General features: G+C 43.4%; 14 protein-coding genes and 1 riboswitch. Of the genes, 6 read left to right on the top strand and 8 right to left on the bottom strand.

What is annotated here, in order from left to right; genetic code table 11:
- Genes mukE through cmoM form a run of 3 tightly spaced genes read right to left on the bottom strand, consistent with a single transcriptional unit; the run spans window position 1 to window position 2,838 of the window.
- Window positions 1–726 (bottom strand): chromosome partition protein MukE, encoded by a 726-nt coding sequence (gene mukE, locus MTR11_RS05850; protein WP_006742118.1) that lies wholly within the window; start codon window positions 724–726, stop codon window positions 1–3.
- A complete protein-coding gene (gene mukF, locus MTR11_RS05845; protein ID WP_046874739.1) occupies window positions 707–2,044 on the bottom strand; it encodes a chromosome partition protein MukF in 1,338 nt (445 codons plus the stop codon). The genes mukE and mukF overlap by 20 nt, the downstream gene beginning before the upstream one ends.
- A 2-nt stretch (window positions 2,045–2,046) precedes the next feature.
- The gene (cmoM, locus tag MTR11_RS05840) at window positions 2,047–2,838 is read right to left on the bottom strand and encodes a tRNA uridine 5-oxyacetic acid(34) methyltransferase CmoM (RefSeq protein ID WP_012841987.1); all 792 of its coding nucleotides are present in this window, start codon (window positions 2,836–2,838) and stop codon (window positions 2,047–2,049) included.
- A 114-nt stretch (window positions 2,839–2,952) separates the two neighbouring features.
- On the opposite strand from cmoM, the gene elyC reads away from it, so the two are divergent.
- Window positions 2,953–3,738 carry an envelope biogenesis factor ElyC gene (gene elyC, locus MTR11_RS05835; protein WP_243327123.1) on the top strand — a complete coding sequence of 262 codons (786 nt, stop codon included), beginning with the start codon at window positions 2,953–2,955 and terminating at the stop codon, window positions 3,736–3,738.
- A 72-nt stretch (window positions 3,739–3,810) separates the two neighbouring features.
- Here the strand turns inward: elyC and torR are convergent, their stop codons facing one another.
- Window positions 3,811–4,521, bottom strand: a complete 711-nt coding sequence (torR, locus tag MTR11_RS05830) for a two-component system response regulator TorR (protein ID WP_005390726.1) — start codon at window positions 4,519–4,521, stop codon at window positions 3,811–3,813.
- 266 nt (window positions 4,522–4,787) lie between these two features.
- Between torR and torD the strand changes: the two genes are divergently transcribed.
- The 5 genes from torD (at window position 4,788) to MTR11_RS05805 (ending at window position 9,132) form a co-directional block, all read left to right on the top strand.
- Window positions 4,788–5,435, top strand: coding sequence for a molecular chaperone TorD (gene torD, locus MTR11_RS05825; RefSeq protein WP_134646941.1), 648 nt, complete (start codon window positions 4,788–4,790; stop codon window positions 5,433–5,435).
- A 467-nt stretch (window positions 5,436–5,902) separates the two neighbouring features.
- Window positions 5,903–6,907: an HTH-type transcriptional repressor PurR gene (gene purR / locus MTR11_RS05820; RefSeq protein ID WP_005390722.1), complete on the top strand. Its 1,005-nt coding sequence runs from the start codon at window positions 5,903–5,905 to the stop codon at window positions 6,905–6,907.
- Window positions 6,908–7,192: 285 nt separating this feature from the next.
- Window positions 7,193–7,282: riboswitch (cyclic di-GMP riboswitch) on the top strand.
- Between the two features lie 116 nt (window positions 7,283–7,398).
- The gene (locus MTR11_RS05815) at window positions 7,399–7,989 is read left to right on the top strand and encodes a TfoX/Sxy family DNA transformation protein (RefSeq protein WP_005390721.1); all 591 of its coding nucleotides are present in this window, start codon (window positions 7,399–7,401) and stop codon (window positions 7,987–7,989) included.
- Window positions 7,990–8,104: 115 nt separating this feature from the next.
- Window positions 8,105–8,791: a TVP38/TMEM64 family protein gene (locus tag MTR11_RS05810; protein ID WP_104971470.1), complete on the top strand. Its 687-nt coding sequence runs from the start codon at window positions 8,105–8,107 to the stop codon at window positions 8,789–8,791.
- 20 nt (window positions 8,792–8,811) lie between these two features.
- Window positions 8,812–9,132 carry a hypothetical protein gene (locus MTR11_RS05805; RefSeq protein ID WP_005390719.1) on the top strand — a complete coding sequence of 107 codons (321 nt, stop codon included), beginning with the start codon at window positions 8,812–8,814 and terminating at the stop codon, window positions 9,130–9,132.
- Window positions 9,133–9,169: 37 nt separating this feature from the next.
- On the opposite strand, the gene MTR11_RS05800 is transcribed toward MTR11_RS05805, so the two are convergent.
- The 4 genes from MTR11_RS05800 to topA form a co-directional block, all read right to left on the bottom strand.
- On the bottom strand, window positions 9,170–9,973 hold the full coding sequence (locus MTR11_RS05800) for an alpha/beta fold hydrolase (RefSeq protein WP_006742124.1): 804 nt from the start codon (window positions 9,971–9,973) through the stop codon (window positions 9,170–9,172).
- 110 nt (window positions 9,974–10,083) lie between these two features.
- Window positions 10,084–11,541 (bottom strand): glycogen synthase GlgA, encoded by a 1,458-nt coding sequence (gene glgA, locus MTR11_RS05795; RefSeq protein WP_243327122.1) that lies wholly within the window; start codon window positions 11,539–11,541, stop codon window positions 10,084–10,086.
- A complete protein-coding gene (gene glgC / locus MTR11_RS05790; protein WP_243327121.1) occupies window positions 11,531–12,748 on the bottom strand; it encodes a glucose-1-phosphate adenylyltransferase in 1,218 nt (405 codons plus the stop codon). The genes glgA and glgC overlap by 11 nt, the downstream gene beginning before the upstream one ends.
- Before the next feature lie 610 nt (window positions 12,749–13,358).
- Complete coding sequence (topA, locus tag MTR11_RS05785; protein WP_005390711.1) at window positions 13,359–15,989, bottom strand: type I DNA topoisomerase; 2,631 nt, start codon at window positions 15,987–15,989, stop codon at window positions 13,359–13,361.
- Window positions 15,990–16,394: the final 405 nt, after the last annotated feature.

The raw sequence follows: 16,394 nt of genomic DNA, 5'->3' as shown, positions 1-16,394 counted from the left end.
TCATGCTTCACCCTCTTCTGTTGTTTCTTCTTGGGCTTGGTCGTCTTGATCTTCTTCAGACAATAGGCTGCCTTGGCTTGGCTCTTTGGTGTGCACTACCGCTTCACCATCACGGATCAGACGCAATTGCGCTTCACGCATATCATCGCCTATACGTACATCGGCACCAAAGCGGAATACAGCTTCACTGATGCTGAATTTACCGGTCTCACCAATGTTGATGATCATGCCTAGGCGGCGTAGACGACGAAGTGACGTGCGTACTTTTTCAAACAGCTTTTCTTTATCAAGGTCAGAACCGGTAGCACGGTTGGTCACCAGCTTCATCAGCTTGTTTTCATCTGCTAGTGCAAGCAGTTCGTCGTACAGCTCTTGGTTAGTGAAGATACCTTCGTGCGCAAGACGCTCTGGGCTTAGGTAAAGGAAACACAGTACCTTCCCCACCAGCATATCCAGCTCAGAAAGCACACTGCGGCCAATCAGAGACGTTGAACGAGGACGAAGGTAGAAGAAACCTTCTGGCGCTTTCACCAATTCGGTGTTGTAGCGTTGGTAGAAAGAAGAAAGCTCAAGTTCGAAATCTGACAGCAACGCGTGGTTGTCTAGATCTTCACTTGAGATATGACGCCCTGCTCGAAGCATGCTGTCTAGCGCTGGGAACAGAGGGTTAGAAATTGCTTTTGCCAGTTTATCTGACATGTATTCATTAGTATCGGTCGATGACATTCGCTTGTACCTTTGCCCCAAATTCGTTGATTGCTTTCCAGTCCGGTTGAATCGCTTGGTAATCCGATTCTGAATACCCCAGACGTACGGCTTGATCAACGATAATGCGAGCTAAATCAAAATGATGAGTGTAAGGATGCTGTGCAAGGTAATCTCGCAATACCACACTCAAGTCGATTGGCGTGCCTTGATCTTTATGCGCTTTTAGCATGTCACCAATTCGTTCAGACAACTCATCATTGACTTGTTGAAATTCTTCATACTCTACTTCCATCGGAACTTGGCCGGTCACTTCGTCATCACGTAGCACCAACGCCTCATCACGAAGGTCAGAAAGCCTTTCCGCATCTGCATAAGTCAGATACCAAGGCATATCGAAATACTCTTTAATTGATTGGCGTAAACGCGAGCTAAACGCACGGTTCTTATCCATATCAATTGCAGTACGGATGAACTTGTGCACATGTCGGTCGTAACCAATCCAAAGGTCGATCGCTTGCTGGCCCCAGCTTGTGATTCGGTCCAGCTTCATTTGCAGACCAAACAACGCTTCTTCGATGAACTCAAGCTCAGGATCGCCGTAAACAATTTCTTGAATATCTAGGATCTGAGTTTGCAGTTCATCACTGGCGGCTTGCAGCGTATCTTGAAGTTCACGCAACGTGCTCGACGTTTCTGACAGTAGCGCTTCACAGTTGTTGATCGCTTCGCGCCAGTCTTTATTTAGCAGGTCGGCAATTTGTTGTTTTACAGATTGCTGCTGCTCATCCATCACACGCTGGTTAAGATCGATTTGATCGAAGATCTCGCCTACAGAATATTTTAAAACTCCGTATACGTTTTTCTTCCAGTGGCCCGGTGTGCCACCTTTTTGTGCTGCCTCAATCGCTTTCGCCATTTCATCTGCCACCATAGACAGTTGAATAGAAAGGCGCAGTTTCGAGAACTCACGATGACGCACGTAGTAATCGGTAATTCCTATCGCTAAAGGCGACAAGCGGTAAATGCTCGCTCCATCAGTAATCTCACTGACAAAACGGCTAATAAGGCGCTGCTTTACCATCTCGTTGATGGCGTTGTTAGCACGAAAAGCGGATGCTTCGCCAGTCTCATCAAATAATCGAGTGACGATGGCAAACGCATCATGCAATTCACCTTCACCCAATTCTTCATCGAACCTTTCATTACTCAGTACGGCAATGGCTATCAAGAATGCCAATCGCTCTGTGGTCAGGTTCAACGAGAAATCGTGCTGCTTAACCCAGCCAACCAACTCATCGATTGGTTGCTCTGCAGCATTGAGAGTCATCTCACTCATTGTTATTCCTGTTTATCGTTCTTTTTAGCCCACACATGAATGTAGCGGCCTAATGAGAGGTATGGCTCTTGTCGACAAAGTTGTTTTTCTAGCGCCAACACATCTTCAAACTCGTAATCGCCCATGTATTGCATATTACCTATGTAATCACTAAATGAGCGGATACCAGATTTGCCACAAATACTAAAGCCTGAATCTTCTATCCATTGGTAGACTTCTTCAGGTTTTAAGCCTTTTTGCGGCTGTAGTTTAAATCTTTTTCGGTGAGGCATGCCGTCTAATATATGAGGAATGTTGCCACAAACCACGTTTTTATAGACTAAACCATGGTGGTTATAGAACATCACTGATGCGATGCCTCCCGGTTTTACTTGTTCTAGTACCGTTTCAAGTGCGGCCTTAGGATCGACCAACCACTCCATGACGGCGTGAAACATAACAAGATCCACCTGTTCATCCATATGCTCACCAATGGATTGGACAGGCGAATGAATCAGGCGATACTGCTCAAGCAAACCGTTTTTTTCAATATCCTGCTTAGCCAACTGCAGCATTTCCGAAGATAGATCACATAAAGCGATTCGATGTCCGAGCTTAGCAAGCTTTTGCGACATTTGTGCCAAACCACCACCAGCATCCAACACCTCTAGGGGTTGCTGGTCAGCATCTAATTCACTTAGAATCTGTAGAAAATCTTCCCACACAATGATTTGGCGGATCTCCCCTTTGTCGGAGCCGTAAATATTTTTTGCAAATTTGTGGGCGATATCGTCGAAATTGCGGTCTTCTGTCACTTCTGCTGAGTTATCATAACGGATTGTGCCGCTATTCTGGCACAAGGAAAGCAGGAATAAAGAGGGGTACCCTCATTTTTATTATCAATTGATGTTTTTTCGGACTATTTATGTATGTTTGAGCTGAAAAAAGTAGTGTCAGCCTTGCTTATGCCACTTCCGGCATTGCTGCTGATAGGCTTGTTGGGTCTTGCTCTCATTAGTTTTACCACAAAACGTAAAACTGGCTGCTTCGTTGTTCTATTCTCTTTTGTTGGCATTTTTCTTGTTGCCTTCCAACCTGTTTCAACCAAGCTTCTTATGCCATTAGAGCGAGAGCATAAAGCCTTTTTGCCAGTTTCTGGCACCATCGACTACGTGATGGTTTTAGGAAATGGTCATGTTATCGATGACGAAATTCCACCCACCTCGCAGTTAAGCCGTGCAGCATTAATGCGCTTAACTGAAGGCATTCGTATTTTAAGAATGTATCCAGGTGCTAAATTAATTTTGTCTGGCTATGCTGGCGGTTCTGAAATTAGCCATGCGAGAATGATGGCGAACGTTGCCCTTGCGTTGGGAGTCGCGAAATCCGATATCATTTTATTAGAAGATGCGAAAGATACGTGGGAAGAGGCGCGTCAAGCGGCTGCATTCGTTCAACAAAAGGAGATTGTGTTAGTCACTTCTGCGAGCCACATGAACCGTGCATTGTATGAGTTCAACGCAGCAGGCATTAAACCAATCCCAGCCCCGACCAACTTCTTGGCTATTAGCGAAATCAGTCAACCTTGGGATAAATACTCACCTAAAGCACGTTACTTAGAACAAACAGAGCTTTATTGGCATGAGTACTTGGGCAGCATTTGGCAAAGGTTGCGTGATACTGTCGGCCAAACACCAATGGTTGAAGCAAAGTAGTACTATCTTGAAACCACAAAAAAGGAGAGCCGAAGCTCTCCTTTTTCTTTTTAAGACTTAGGTTTGTTCAGTTTAATCACCAGCAAACATATAGCCTTCGCCGTGCACCGTCACAAAAATTTGCGGGTTCTTTGGATCAAACTCCATTTTTGCGCGCATACGTCGAATAAGAACATCAATAGTACGATCATTGGGAGCATCAACTCGGTGGCTGATCATATTCAAAATACGCTCGCGACTTAACACCTGGTTAGGGTAAGACGATAACGCCACCAAAAGTTCGTATTCTGCTTTGGTCAATTTTACGGGTTCACCGTTACGGCTCAGCGCACGACGTTGAATGTCGAATGTCCACTCTCCAAAACGTACAATATGTTCTTCACTGGTTTCGTTCGCTTTCGCGCTACCGCTACGCGCTGCTGAAATACGCCACAGCAAGTTTTTAACGCGAACCAACAATTCCCTCAGTTCAAAAGGTTTTGTCACATAATCGTCAGCGCCCATTTCTAGGCCTACGATTTTATCAATGCTATCCGTGCGTCCTGTTACTAATATGATACCAATATCCGATTGGCTACGTAATTCACGAGTAAGCATCAGGCCGTCTTCACCCGGCAGGTTGATATCCAGCATGATCAGGTCTACATCGCCCGCTTGCAGGACCTCACGCATTTCTGCGCCACTCTCTGCTTCGCTGACTTGGTAACCCTCATTTTGGAAATATCCCGCAAGCTTACTACGAGTTACAACATCATCTTCTACGACTAATACGTGATAGCTCATTTACACCACTTTTCTGTCTTCTTATTATCCAAGACGTATTCTATTCATAACTAGTAACATTTCTAGTCATAGATACATTAAAAAGCAAGATTTAGCGTTTTTATTGATTCAAAACAAGCTTACCCATCGCTATTAATAAACGTTAATTTTTGACCATAAAACATAATAATTATAGTTACTGCTATTCATTTTAATTGATTACACTTAGGGGATATCCCTAATTGACTTTGTGATGCACAACTTGAAGCATCATTCAGGAGCCCAAAATGCAAGAAGTGAAAGCTTTTAATGAAAAACGCGCTGAAATTTACTGGTGGTTTTCGAGCTTGTTCGCAAAAGAGCTAACAGAGAAAGAGCTGGAAGCCTACCACAGTGTTGAAATTCGCAGTTTTCTAGCAGGTTTAGGTGAAAATGAGTCGCTGAAACCAGCCGTTGATAGCCTCGTTGATGCGCTAAACCGATTGCAAGATCGTGAAGACGCTCAATTGGAGCTTGCTGCTGACTTTTGTGAACTGTTTTTGAAGACAGAAAAATACGGCGCTCTTCCTTACGCATCGATGTACATCGGTGAATCAGGTTTGCTGAATGACAAGCCAGCCGAGGAAATGGAAAAGTTGATGGCAGAATTTGGCGTTCAAGTAGATGAAAATCTAAAAGAGCCTGCGGACCACTTAGCCGTTGAACTCGACTTTCTCGGCAACATGATTATCCGCTCAAACGAACTTGAGCAAGAAAAACACATGGAAGAAGCCTTCGTTAAACAAAACGACTTTATCCAGCAACAGTTGATGTCTTGGCTACCTCAGTTTGCAGACAAATGTAAACAATTCGACGAATTTGGGTTCTACTCGAGCGTCGCGAAACTATTAGTTGCATTTTGTAAACTAGACAGCGCTTACCTTATTGGGGAATAATTGCCGCCTATTTTTTAAGGAGCCCGCCTATCGGGCTTCCTGTATACCTGAAATAACTGAATGTAAGTAAGTTGGGTATATTATTCGTTTGCCTTAACTTAGCTCAAAGACGCTTGGTTATTTAGCAGTCAAAATGTGACTTCAAATACACAAATCTCTTGCTGAAAACATTGCTAGTCAGTCCACATAGGGCTAAAATGTGAGCGCAAACGATTAAATATGATTTATATGTAAACCGCTGAAATATAGCGGTTTTTGTGTTTTTTAACAGGTTGATGGCAATTTCTCATCAGATAGAAAAAAGATAAAATTCATCGACCGATGCTGCTACGTACCCTTTTGTCGTACTTGGACCAACCGCTGCCGAAACACTTAGCGCCAACCTTAGATTGCTGGGTGTAAAACCATTAGAGCATCAGGTACATCCAACACGACATATTTCAGTAGCTCGATACAGGACACCATTTATGGCCACTATAAAAGACGTTGCTCGCTTAGCCGGCGTTTCCACTACGACAGTTTCGCACGTTATCAATAAAACGCGTTTCGTTGCAGAAGCAACGCAAGAAAAAGTAATGAAAGCCGTGGACGAGTTGAATTACGCGCCAAGTGCTGTTGCACGCAGCCTAAAGTGCAACTCAACTCGTACGATTGGCATGTTAGTAACGCAGTCAACCAACCTATTCTTCTCAGAAGTGATTGACGGGGTTGAGAGCTACTGTTACCGCCAAGGCTACACTCTGATTCTGTGTAATACGGGTGGGATTTACGAAAAACAACGCGATTACATCCGTATGCTGGCTGAAAAACGTGTTGATGGCATCCTAGTGATGTGTTCTGACTTAACCGAAGAGCTTAAAGAGATGCTTGACCGTCATGCCGACATTCCTAAAGTGGTCATGGATTGGGGTCCAGAAAGCTCACAAGCGGACAAGATCATGGATAACTCAGAAGAAGGTGGCTACATCGCAACCAAACATCTGATCGACAATGGCCATACTGATATTGCTTGTCTAAGCGGTCATTTTGAAAAACTTGCTTGCCAAGAGCGCATTGCAGGTTTCCGTCGCGCGATGAGCGAAGCGAACCTAACTGTAAATGAGGACTGGATCCTTGAAGGTAACTTTGAATGTGATACGGCCGTATTAGTCGCAGATAAAATTACAGCAATGGACAAACGTCCGACAGCGGTATTCTGTTTTAACGACACAATGGCTCTGGGCCTAATGAGCCGCCTACAACAAAACGGTATCAAAGTTCCTGATGATATTTCAGTGATCGGCTACGACAACATCGAGCTTGCGGAATACTTCTCTCCACCGTTAACAACTATCCACCAACCTAAACGTCGTGTGGGTAAAAATGCGTTCGAGATCCTACTTGAGCGAATCAAAGATAAAGAACACGAAAAGCGAATTTTCGAAATGCAACCTGAGCTTGTAATTCGAAACACCGTGAAGAAAATGAACTAATATTCGCCAAATATAACGATGTCAAATAAGCGCTCTAAAAGGGCGCTTATTTTTTATCTCTAAATAACTTTTCCCTGACTTAGGTTTGTTAGACAAAAAATCTCGAATCTCTAAGTCTCTGTTTTATATGTAGGTAAATCACACTCCCTCACAACCTCGAGATCATCCCGCCTTATTCTCAAATATGCACAAATATGCGCTTGTCGACACTTTTTATTGAACCAGAATCACACTTTTACGGGTAAAACGTGATGTTAATTCAATATACGAAGTATGCTCATTCTGTCACGCACAGGGCAAACCATTCGAAAGGGTGGGACGCAAAGCCTCCGGCCTGAACCATAGTACTATATGGAAGGTAGCGGGGTTACCGATGGCAAGTGTGCAAGCGATGACTTTACCCTGTAATGACATTGCTTTTGCGCATGTTTGCTACTCTCTCGGACCTGACTTTTGGTGGCGTAATATTAATTACACCGAGATAACAAAACATGGATAAACCGATACTCAAAGACTCTATGAAGCTATTTGAGGCACTTGGTAATATCAAGTCGCGCTCAATGTTTGGTGGCTTCGGACTATTCGCTGATGAAACAATGTTTGCACTAGTTGTAAATAATCAGCTTCATATAAGAGCAGACCAACAAACTTCATCTGACTTCGAGAAACAAGGGCTAAAGCCTTACGTTTATAAGAAACGTGGCTTCCCAGTCGTTACTAAGTACTACGCAATTTCCAACGATTTATGGGAGTCTAGCGAACGCTTAATCGAAGTAGCTAACCAATCGTTGAAAAAGGCAAAGCTTGAAAAAGAACAGCAAGCAACTACAAAGCCTAATCGCTTAAAAGATTTGCCTAACTTACGACTGGCGACTGAACGCATGCTGAAAAAAGCAGGCATTGAGTCAGTAGAAAAACTGGAAGAGGAAGGTGCACTTAACGCTTATAAAGCGATAAGAGATACGCACTCTGCAACCGTCAACATTGAGCTGTTATGGGCACTAGAAGGGGCTATTAACGGTACTCATTGGAGCGTTGTACCTCAAGCTCGCCGAGATGAGTTGATGAATGGCCTCCAATAAAAGTCGGCCTTAAAAACTATCTTGTAAAACCGCAGTCTAATCTGCGGTTTTTTTGTGAAATTTTTTCGACTTTCCTTCTGTCTTATTACATATATCCCAAATTGGAATCATAAATATGAATAAGAAACTGATATTAGGCCTAATCCTGGTCGCGATCATTATCTTTTTAGGCGTTAACTTTAGTCAGTATTTAACGTTGGAAAATGCAAAAGCACAACAAGAAGCGCTGACCACATACATCGATCAGAACTTTGTTTTTTCGGCAGCTATTTACTTTTTTGCCTACATTGCAATTACCGCTTTTTCTATTCCTGGTGCTGCTGTGGTTACATTACTTGGTGCGGCTCTATTTGGTTTTTGGACGAGCTTATTACTGGTTTCTTTCGCCAGTACTATGGGTGCAACACTAGCATTTTTAAGCAGCCGATATTTGCTGCGTGACTGGGTACAAAACAAGTTTGGCAATAAGTTAATCGCAATTAACCAAGGCGTCGAGAAAGACGGAGCATTTTATCTATTTTCCTTACGTCTCATTCCGGTATTTCCTTTCTTTCTTATCAACTTGTTGATGGGCTTAACGCCAATGTCTGTAGGTCGATTTTATCTTACTAGCCAAGTAGGTATGTTGCCAGGCACTGCAGTTTACTTAAACGCCGGTACTCAGTTAGCCACAATTGAAAGCCTGTCAGGCATTGTTTCACCTGCGGTATTGGCCTCTTTTGCATTACTGGGGCTGTTTCCAATCATCACTAAATGGGTTATGAATAAAGTAAGGCCAACACCGAGTCAGCAAAACTCATAATTAGTAAGTGGACGTGTTTAATGAAAATATTCATTGCTAAAAACCCAGCAGAAGCGCATATCGTGTGCGAATTATTGAAAACCGAGCAAGTCTATTGTGAAGTCCGCGGAGAGGGTATTTTCGGTTTAAAAGGAGAGCTGCCGTTTAGTGATGATACCGATCCTTATGTCTGGCTTTTTGACGCCAAACAACAAGTAAAAGCAGAAGGAATAGTACAAGCCTACCGCAAACAATCCGATGGAAATGAGTATCAAGATTGGCAGTGCCCGAAGTGCCATGAGGTAAACGAGGGGCAGTTTGGTGCTTGTTGGCAATGTGGACATCAAATAGGGGAGCCTTAATAACTCCCCTACTCCTACTCAATCGATTTATTCAGCGCTAAGCAGAAACCGTTTGCTGCTTAATAAATTCGATGGAATGTTGATTGAAATCTTCAGGGCGCTCAACATTACAAACATGACCACAGTTGGGGATCTCTCGTAAAACACTAAGCTTATGCGCCGCAACCATTTCTTTAACAGGCTTAATAAACATGTAATCTCTGTCGCCCATTAAATAGAGTGTGGGAATGGGTAACTCTCGATCTTTAAAATACTTCATTAAAGGATTTACATCAGCAGCAAGAATAAACCAACGTTTAAATTCTTTTTGGCAAAGCTTCTTGGCCTCACGAATAAAAAGATGGCGAGACTCTCGCTGGCTTCTCTGTGGCATAACAATGTACGCAAAAAGTTTGTAGAGCCACATGTACGGCAGGATATGCTTACAAAAATTACCTAATTTAACCAATATTTGAGAACGAGTATTGAGCCTTGTGACAGCGCCACCGAGTACCATTGAACGCACGCGCTCTGCTGATAATTCAGCAAGGTTTCGAACAATAATGGTACCAAGTGACATACCGACAAAATGAGCGGATTGGATCTTTAAATGATCCAATACTTTCAAAATATCTTGGGTAACTTCCGTAAAGGTATAACGGCTGGCAATGAGCTCTTTAAGTAACTGATTTGACTTTCCATGACCTCTTAAATCGATCAGCAATAAGTTAAAGTGTTGCTTGTAAGCTTTGATTTGCTTGAACCAGATAGAAGAGCTACCGCCAGCACCATGCACAAATACAACCCACTCATGACTAGTAGGGTGCAAATAGGTTTTATGAAAAAGTAGCGGCTGGGTCATATTCAAGTATCAAAAAGGTCGTGCTATTGAGTAAAAAGCCATCCTACCACACTCCCCTTACTCAAGATAATAAAGGCACCTCATTCGGTGCCTTTCGTTACAATTTTAAGTCAATTTAACGCCGAATTGTAAAGTTGCAAATAAGCTTCTGCGGCCTTTTGCCAACAAAAATCTTGTTGCATCGCATGCAACTGTACTTTATTCACTTCAGGTTCGTTTTGAGCATAGAGCAACAGTGCCCTTAGCATCGTTAACAACAATGCCTGCGGTGTCGGTTCGAAAAAAACAAACCCCGTCGCTTCAGAAGGGTTCACATCATAATCGTTGACGCTGTCTTTTAGACCACCGACACCACGTACTATCGGTAATGTCCCATAAGCCATACTATAGATTTGATTCAAACCACACGGCTCAAACTCAGAAGGCATCAGAAAGAAATCAGAACCCGCTTCAACGATATGCGCAAGTTCATTATCATAAGCGTCTACGAAGACAAATTTACTAGAAAACTGTGCAGCAACCTCTTCTAGCTGAGCGGCTAGTACAGGGTCTCCGGTCCCAACGACAACTAGTTGAACATCGTGCTTCAAAAAATCGGCCAAAGCAGGCAACAAGTAATGCACACCTTTTTGTTGGGTCAACCGACAAACCATACCGAACATGGCTACATCTTTTTCAGGCAAATTTAGCCGCAGTTGTAATGCTTGTTTACACGCTTTCTTGCCTTGCGTCATACTTTGTTGGTCAGCGCAGTAATTAACTGGCAAGTAAGTATCCGTTTCCGGGTTCCAAGCACTGTAATCACAACCGTTCAAAATACCAACTAAGTCCTGCGCGCGTTGCTGAAACTCCCAAGCCATTCCATGACTGCCAAGCTCTGTTTTGAGTTCCTCTGCGTACGTAGGGCTGACCGCGTTTATCTTATCGGCATTCATTACACCAGCTTTGAGCATCGTAATATGCGTTGCACTCACCGCAGCATCGGGAACGTTTCGACAATGAAACTCTGGCAAGCACTGCACGTCTTCATAACTAAATACGCCTTTAAAGACCGCATTGTGAATTGAAATGACGCTTTTAGTATGAGCAAAAAACGGATCATTGCCATACCTGTGCTTGAGCAAAAATGGAACAAGACCAGTGTGCCAATCGTTCGCGTGTATGATATCTGGCTGAAAAGCAAGCTTTGGCAACATGTCTAAACATGCCGCACTAAAAAACGCAAAGCGCTCACCGTTATCGGTATACGCTTGGTTGTTCTCCGCATACATCGAAGGTCGATTGAAATACGGCTGACAATCAATCAGATAAACAGGATTTTGACCTAGCATGAGCCGCAGAACTCGATACTCCGTATGCGGCCATGATGTTAGTTCTGTTTCTAATACAACTTCTGCGTCAGCGAGTTTATCAATACTGCTGTACGCAGGGATGGTAATTCTTACGTCTTGCTGTAGGTTTTGAAGGGCTTCCGGTAGTGCCTTGGCAACGTCTGCCAAGCCACCACTTTTAATGAGACCTTCAACCTCAGAAGCTACAAACAGAATAGATAAGTTGTTAGTAGCCAACTCGAGCTCCTTTCGGAATAACAACAATGCCCTCCTCAGACACGTGGAAGTGTTTTTTATCTTCTTGAAGATTCACACCAATCTGAGTACCAGGGGCAATATCGGCATCCTTATCGACAATCACACGACGTAAAACACAGCCTTCGCCAATTTTCACGTCACCAAGAAGGATACATTCGCTGATATCGCAAGCAGATGCAATATTACTGCGGAACCCAAGCACCGACTTTTCTATTCTTGAGCCTCTGACATAACTGCCATTACATACCAAACTGTCGATGATCTGAACACGGCCATTATCAGAGTCTGTAAATGTCGCTGGCGGCAATGGAGGATAATAAGTATGCAGCGGCCATTTACGGTTATATAGTGAAAACGGTGCGTCTTTTTCTAGCAGATCCATGTGCGCTTCCCAGTACGCATCAATGGTTCCCACGTCACGCCAATACACCTCTTCTCTTTCGCCGCTGATTTTGTTAGTACTGAAGTCATACACGTACACGTCACCTCGAGGGAACATCTTAGGAATAATGTCCTTCCCAAAATCATGTGATGAAGCTTCATTATCCGCATCTTCAACCAACTCAGAGAATAACACCTGAGCCTCAAAAACGTAGTTACCCATTGAAACTAAAGCGTAATCAGGATCGCCAGGAATCGACTTCGGGTTTGCTGGTTTCTCTTCAAAGCCTATCATGCGACCTTCACTGTCCACTTCGATAACACCAAATTGCGACGCCTCTTTTAGTGGCATACGCAATGCAGATACCGTGAGAGAAGCCTGTTTCTCTGAGTGGAAGTTCAGCATTTGTTTAATATCCATCTTATAGATATGGTCAGAACCAAAAATACAAACTTGATCCGGTTCCTCTAGTTCCATAAAACGGAGGTTTTGATAGATCGCGTCTGCCGTTCCTTCGTACCAACGCTTACCAGTGCGCATTTGAGCAGGAATAGGATCGATAAAGCGGTCAGTGATGCCATTAATGTTCCAGCCCTTTTTTAAATGATGGAACAAAGATTGAGATTTAAATTGGGTGAGGACGTAAATGCGCATTAAATCCGCATTTACAAAATTGTTTAGAGCAAAATCGATCAATCGATAGCTACCACCAAACGGTACCGAAGGTTTACTACGAGATTCTGTTAAAGGTCTCAAACGAGAGCCTTCACCGCCAGCAAGAATCATTCCCAAAACACCAGCCATTTGTTGTTCTCCATATCGTTATAGCTTGGATTTGGTACTCGCTTGAATGAGTCATACTCGGGGAGTCAAGCGAATACATTTAGTAACCGTATCAGGAGTTTCTTTGAACTCTTACAACACGATAAAAAAGCTACGGCACTTCCAGTATGCAACGTCCACTCTTTTCTTATTTTTCGACGCAAAATGCACACAGTTGCACTAATTTTTGTAATAAATTATCTAAGCAGGTTCTAAATTACAATTTTTAATACGCCATTCTGTGTTCCATACAGTTCTTGCTTACTCAAGACGATATCTAGATCACACATGCAAAAGCAAACGATTACATTATGAAAACAATTTACGAACGGATTCACTACACCACCGACTTTTTGAGCTTAATATATAACAAATATATGAACGCAAAATGAAAGTTACGACGAATGTTTTTTACATAAAAAATACGTTCACTACTAATAAATCGTGACTCTGGTGTTTTCTAGCGACAATGGTGCTTGTTAAAGTGAGGAAAGGTCGATTAGAGGAAGAATGCGCAGAAGAAAACTGTAGGCCCCTACGCAAAAAAGGCAGCGATATCGCTGCCTTTTTACATTACTTTAATGGTGCATTTTTATGCTTTCGCTTTTTTACGCTTATCTGTGACTTCCCACTTACCTTCAACAAAGAGCGCTGTCCAACCAGATGGTTTGCCGTTCTCTTCCGAACGAACGTAGTTCTCTTTTGTTTTGCGACTAAAGCGTACAACTGCAGGACGACCATCAGGATCTTCTTGCGGTGCGGTCGCTAGGTATTTGAACTTCTCAGGTAAACGCTCTTCAAAACGTGCCAGTTCAGCAACCAAAGGAGCACGTGTCTCGCGCGATTTCGGGAAGTTGCTTGCCGCCATAAATAGACCTGAAGCACCATCACGAAGTACGAAATACGCATCTGAGTTTTCACAAGGCAACTCGGGGAAATGAACAGGATCTTCTTTCGGTGGCGCGACTTCGCCATTCTTCAGAATCTTACGAGTGTTCTTACACGTTTCACTCGTACAGTCCATGTATTTACCAAAGCGACCGTTCTTAAGCACCATATCAGAGCCACATTTGTCACATTCAACAACTGGACCATCATAGCCTTTGACTTTGAACTCACCGTATTCAACAAGGTAGCCTTCACAGTTCGGGTTATTACCACAAACATGCATCTTACGCTTGTCATCAATCAGGTACGCATCCATCGCCGTTTCACAGATCGGACAACGCTTTTTAGCACGAAGCGCGGCCGTTTCAACGTCTTCTTCTAAAACGTTAATAATACCTTCTTCGTCACCCAAGTTGATGGTTGTCTTACAACGCTCTTTTGGTGGTAACGCGTAACCAGAACAGCCTAAGAACACACCTGTCGAAGCAGTACGGATACCCATTGGACGGCTACACGTCGGACATTCGATATCCGTCATGACGATATGGTTTAGCTTCATACCGCCTTCTGACTCATCCAATTCCGCTTTTTCAAGATCGCCAGTGAAATCAGCAAAGAAGTTATCTAGTACTGCTTTCCAGTTCACTTCACCTTCAGCGATTTGGTCCAGTTTCTGTTCCATGCGGGCGGTGAAGTCGTAGTTCATTAAATCGTTAAAGCTGTCATCAAGGCGGTCGGTAACAATTTCGCCCATTTTTTCGGCGTAGAAACGACGCTGATCAACTTTTACGTAACCACGATCTTGAATCGTAGAAATGATCGATGCATAAGTCGAAGGACGACCAATACCTCGTTTTTCCAGCTCTTTAACCAGTGCTGCTTCAGTGTAGCGCGCAGGTGGCTTTGTAAAGTGCTGTTTAGGGTCAAGTGACTCTAAGCTTAGCTTATCGCCAAGTTGTACCGCAGGAAGGATTGTATCCTCGTTTTTGCCCATTGGACGTTGTACACGAGTCCAGCCGTCAAATTTAAGGATACGGCCTTTCGCTTTAAGCGTGTATTCTGCTGCTTTTACGCTGATGGTTGTTGAATCGTATTCTGCTGGTGTCATTTGACACGCGACAAACTGATTCCAAATCAAAGCGTAAAGTTTGTGCGCATCAGCATCGACACCTTGCAGGTCTTCCGCTTTAACACCCACATTTGAAGGACGGATCGCTTCGTGCGCTTCCTGTGCCCCTTCTTTACTGCCATACGTCAGCGGTTTCGCTGGTAAATACTTATCACCAAACTCAGAACCAATAAAATCACGTACAGCGTCCACAGCCTCGGCACTTAGGTTAGTCGAGTCCGTACGCATATAAGTGATATAACCGGCCTCATAGAGGCGCTGAGCTAGCATCATGGTCTTTTTCACGCCGTAGCCAAGACGTGTACTCGCTGCCTGTTGAAGCGTAGAGGTGATGTAAGGTGCTGAAGGCTTGCTCTTCGTCGGGCGATCTTCACGCTTACATACTTCGTAACTTGCATTCTCAAGCACAGACATCGCTGCTTTGGTTTCTGCCTCATTAACTGGCTTAAACGCAGAACCATCTTTCTGAGCAACAAGTAGTTTAAAGTCCGCTTTGTCTTTCGTTTTCGTATTCGCATGAATATCCCAGAATTCTTCTGGTACAAACGCGTTAATCTCACGCTCACGCTCAACTAATAGTTTCACCGCAACAGACTGCACGCGACCAGCAGATAAACCACGAGCCACTTTTTTCCAAAGTAGAGGTGAAACCATAAAACCAACGACACGGTCCATGAAGCGACGTGCTTGTTGGGCATTTACACCATCCATGTTCAGCTCACCAGGTGTCTGGAAAGCTTGTTGGATCGCGTTTTTCGTAATTTCGTTAAAAACTACACGTTTGTATCGCTCTTCATCGCCACCGATGATCTCACGAAGGTGCCATGCGATTGCTTCCCCTTCGCGGTCCAAATCGGTTGCGAGATAAACGCAATCTGCGTCTTTGGCGAGTTTTTGTAGTTCGTTGACAACTTTTTCTTTGCCTGGAAGGATTTGGTAATTCGCTTCCCAGTCATGATATGGGTTAATCCCCATTTTTTTGATCAACGCTTTGCGGTCTTTCTCTTTTTTAACGCGCGCTTTCTCTTCCGGACTCATCCCTTTTGTTGAGATGGCTGCGGCTTTTTTCTCACCAGTGCTTTGACCGGCCGTAGGCAGATCACGCACATGACCAACACTAGACTTAACAATAAAGTCTTTACCAAGGTACTTATTTATCGTCTTTGCCTTGGCTGGTGACTCCACTATAACGAGTGATTTACCCATAACTGACTCTAACGTCCTTCATAATAATGCGGGTAGAAACCTTGTTTAAAGGCCACCCGCATAATGTTCTATTTCATTGCTTCTTTTTTTACTATTGTGCGAGATGAAAAGAAGATCAACTGCTTTTTTGAAATTCAGATCCGATTGGTTGACAATTCATCGTCTTTATACTTCAAAGAGACAGGGTTCTGAAAGGTATTGAGCGGCATATCTAAACAGGCAAACTTAGCATCCGCTAATCCAATGCAATAAATTTTGTTACGCATCACAAAATAGTTTCGTTCAGTGGCTCTGTCATATCCTCCAACTAATCATACTTACACTCTAAAAATTGATCTGTTTAGGCTAAGTGAACGATTGACTGAATTAATCATGCAAACCCATTTTAGTTGTAGGTATACTCAG

The organism is Vibrio sp. CCB-PB317 (assembly GCF_022808245.1).
Classification (GTDB): Bacteria; Pseudomonadota; Gammaproteobacteria; order Enterobacterales; family Vibrionaceae; genus Vibrio; species Vibrio diabolicus.
The sequence above is the reverse complement of the archived record's forward strand: the minus strand, read 5'-3'. Positions and strand labels throughout refer to the sequence as shown.

What these genes read in the sequence shown, in the direction of transcription:
- glgC (WP_243327121.1), bottom strand. Translation starts at nt 12,748, where the DNA reads ATGGCTGGTGTTTTGGGAATGATTCTTGCTGGCGGTGAAGGCTCTCGT.
- MTR11_RS05815 (WP_005390721.1), top strand. Translation starts at nt 7,399, where the DNA reads ATGGATAAACCGATACTCAAAGACTCTATGAAGCTATTTGAGGCACTT.
- MTR11_RS05800 (WP_006742124.1), bottom strand. Translation starts at nt 9,973, where the DNA reads ATGACCCAGCCGCTACTTTTTCATAAAACCTATTTGCACCCTACTAGT.
- mukF (WP_046874739.1), bottom strand. Translation starts at nt 2,044, where the DNA reads ATGAGTGAGATGACTCTCAATGCTGCAGAGCAACCAATCGATGAGTTG.
- topA (WP_005390711.1), bottom strand. Translation starts at nt 15,989, where the DNA reads ATGGGTAAATCACTCGTTATAGTGGAGTCACCAGCCAAGGCAAAGACG.
- MTR11_RS05810 (WP_104971470.1), top strand. Translation starts at nt 8,105, where the DNA reads ATGAATAAGAAACTGATATTAGGCCTAATCCTGGTCGCGATCATTATC.
- elyC (WP_243327123.1), top strand. Translation starts at nt 2,953, where the DNA reads ATGTTTGAGCTGAAAAAAGTAGTGTCAGCCTTGCTTATGCCACTTCCG.
- torD (WP_134646941.1), top strand. Translation starts at nt 4,788, where the DNA reads ATGCAAGAAGTGAAAGCTTTTAATGAAAAACGCGCTGAAATTTACTGG.
- purR (WP_005390722.1), top strand. Translation starts at nt 5,903, where the DNA reads ATGGCCACTATAAAAGACGTTGCTCGCTTAGCCGGCGTTTCCACTACG.
- mukE (WP_006742118.1), bottom strand. Translation starts at nt 726, where the DNA reads ATGTCATCGACCGATACTAATGAATACATGTCAGATAAACTGGCAAAA.
- MTR11_RS05805 (WP_005390719.1), top strand. Translation starts at nt 8,812, where the DNA reads ATGAAAATATTCATTGCTAAAAACCCAGCAGAAGCGCATATCGTGTGC.
- torR (WP_005390726.1), bottom strand. Translation starts at nt 4,521, where the DNA reads ATGAGCTATCACGTATTAGTCGTAGAAGATGATGTTGTAACTCGTAGT.